The 2,970-nt window shown below is 52.5% G+C and carries 1 rRNA gene; it reads right to left on the reverse strand.

Going from position 1 to position 2,970, the window contains the following annotated elements:
• Positions 1-29 precede the first annotated feature (29 nt).
• Positions 30-2,960: ribosomal RNA gene (locus tag GJU41_RS24405) — 23S ribosomal RNA — on the reverse strand.
• Between the last annotated feature and the right edge of the window lie 10 nt (positions 2,961-2,970).

Raw genomic sequence — 2,970 nt, forward strand, 5'->3', positions numbered from 1 at the left:
TTCACTTAAATGTTACACTTTATTAGACTGTGGTTAAGTCCTCGAACGATTAGTATCTGTCAGCTCCACACGTCACCGCGCTTCCACCTCAGACCTATCAACCTGATCATCTTTCAGGGTTCTTACTCACTTACGTGATGGGAAATCTCATCTTGAGGGGGGCTTCATGCTTAGATGCTTTCAGCACTTATCCCTTCCGCACATAGCTACCCAGCGATGCCTTTGGCAAGACAACTGGTACACCAGCGGTGCGTCCATCCCGGTCCTCTCGTACTAAGGACAGCTCCTCTCAAATTTCCTGCGCCCACGACGGATAGGGACCGAACTGTCTCACGACGTTCTGAACCCAGCTCGCGTACCGCTTTAATGGGCGAACAGCCCAACCCTTGGGACCGACTACAGCCCCAGGATGCGATGAGCCGACATCGAGGTGCCAAACCTCCCCGTCGATGTGGACTCTTGGGGGAGATAAGCCTGTTATCCCCGGGGTAGCTTTTATCCGTTGAGCGATGGCCCTTCCATGCGGAACCACCGGATCACTAAGCCCGACTTTCGTCCCTGCTCGACTTGTAGGTCTCGCAGTCAAGCTCCCTTGTGCCTTTACACTCTGCGAATGATTTCCAACCATTCTGAGGGAACCTTTGGGCGCCTCCGTTACATTTTAGGAGGCGACCGCCCCAGTCAAACTGCCCACCTGACACTGTCTCCCAGCCCGATCAGGGCTGTGGGTTAGAATTTCAATACAGCAAGGGTAGTATCCCACCAATGCCTCCACCGAAGCTGGCGCTCCGGCTTCCAAGGCTCCTACCTATCCTGTACAAGCTGTACCAAAATTCAATATCAGGCTACAGTAAAGCTCCACGGGGTCTTTCCGTCCTGTCGCGGGTAACCTGCATCTTCACAGGTACTATAATTTCACCGAGTCTCTCGTTGAGACAGTGCCCAGATCGTTACGCCTTTCGTGCGGGTCGGAACTTACCCGACAAGGAATTTCGCTACCTTAGGACCGTTATAGTTACGGCCGCCGTTTACTGGGGCTTCGGTTCAAAGCTTCGCTTGCGCTAACCTCTCCCCTTAACCTTCCAGCACCGGGCAGGCGTCAGCCCCTATACTTCGCCTTGCGGCTTCGCAGAGACCTGTGTTTTTGCTAAACAGTCGCCTGGGCCTATTCACTGCGGCTTTTCAGGGCTATGAACCCTAAAAAGCACCCCTTCTCCCGAAGTTACGGGGTCATTTTGCCGAGTTCCTTAACGAGAGTTCTCTCGCTCACCTTAGGATTCTCTCCTCGCCTACCTGTGTCGGTTTGCGGTACGGGCACCTCTCACCTCGCTAGAGGCTTTTCTTGGCAGTGTGGAATCAGGAACTTCGGTACTAAATTTCCCTCGCCATCACAGCTCAGCCTTATATGAGAAGCGGATTTGCCTACTTCTCAGCCTAACTGCTTGGACGCGCATATCCAACAGCGCGCTTGCCCTATCCTCCTGCGTCCCCCCATTGCTCAAATGGTGAGGAGGTGGTACAGGAATATCAACCTGTTGTCCATCGCCTACGCCTTTCGGCCTCGGCTTAGGTCCCGACTAACCCTGAGCGGACGAGCCTTCCTCAGGAAACCTTAGGCATTCGGTGGAGGGGATTCTCACCCCTCTTTCGCTACTCATACCGGCATTCTCACTTCTAAGCGCTCCACCAGTCCTTACGGTCTAGCTTCAACGCCCTTAGAACGCTCTCCTACCACTGTTCGTAAGAACAGTCCACAGCTTCGGTGATACGTTTAGCCCCGGTACATTTTCGGCGCAGAGTCACTCGACCAGTGAGCTATTACGCACTCTTTAAATGGTGGCTGCTTCTAAGCCAACATCCTGGTTGTCTAAGCAACTCCACATCCTTTTCCACTTAACGTATACTTTGGGACCTTAGCTGGTGGTCTGGGCTGTTTCCCTCTTGACTACGGATCTTATCACTCGCAGTCTGACTCCCAAGGAGCAAGTCTTTGGCATTCGGAGTTTGACTGAATTCGGTAACCCGATGAGGGCCCCTAGTCCAATCAGTGCTCTACCTCCAAGACTCTCATACTTGAGGCTAGCCCTAAAGCTATTTCGGAGAGAACCAGCTATCTCCAGGTTCGATTGGAATTTCTCCGCTACCCACACCTCATCCCCGCACTTTTCAACGTGCGTGGGTTCGGGCCTCCATTCAGTGTTACCTGAACTTCACCCTGGACATGGGTAGATCACCTGGTTTCGGGTCTACGACCACGTACTAAAACGCCCTATTCAGACTCGCTTTCGCTGCGGCTCCGTCTCATCAACTTAACCTTGCACGGGATCGTAACTCGCCGGTTCATTCTACAAAAGGCACGCCATCACCCATTAACGGGCTCTGACTACTTGTAAGCACACGGTTTCAGGATCTTTTCACTCCCCTTCCGGGGTGCTTTTCACCTTTCCCTCACGGTACTGGTTCACTATCGGTCACTAGGGAGTATTTAGCCTTGGGAGATGGTCCTCCCTGCTTCCGACGGGATTTCTCGTGTCCCGCCGTACTCAGGATCCACTCTGGAGGGAACGAAGTTTCGACTACAGGGTTTTTACCTTCTCTGACGGACCTTTCCAGGTCGCTTCATCTACCCCGTTCCTTTGTAACTCCGTATAGAGTGTCCTACAACCCCAAGAGGCAAGCCTCTTGGTTTGGGCTAATTCCGTTTCGCTCGCCGCTACTTGGGAAATCGCGTTTGCTTTCTCTTCCTCCGGGTACTTAGATGTTTCAGTTCCCCGGGTCTGCCTTCAATATCCTATGTATTCAGATAAAGATACTGTTCCATTACGAACAGTGGGTTTCCCCATTCGGAAATCTCTGGATCAAAGCTTACTTACAGCTCCCCAAAGCATATCGGTGTTAGTCCCGTCCTTCATCGGCTCCTAGTGCCAAGGCATCCACCGTGCGCCCTTCATAACTTAACCTAAATGGTCA

This window comes from Metabacillus idriensis (genome assembly GCF_009674765.1).
Classification (GTDB): Bacteria; Bacillota; Bacilli; order Bacillales; family Bacillaceae; genus Bacillus_P; species Bacillus_P idriensis.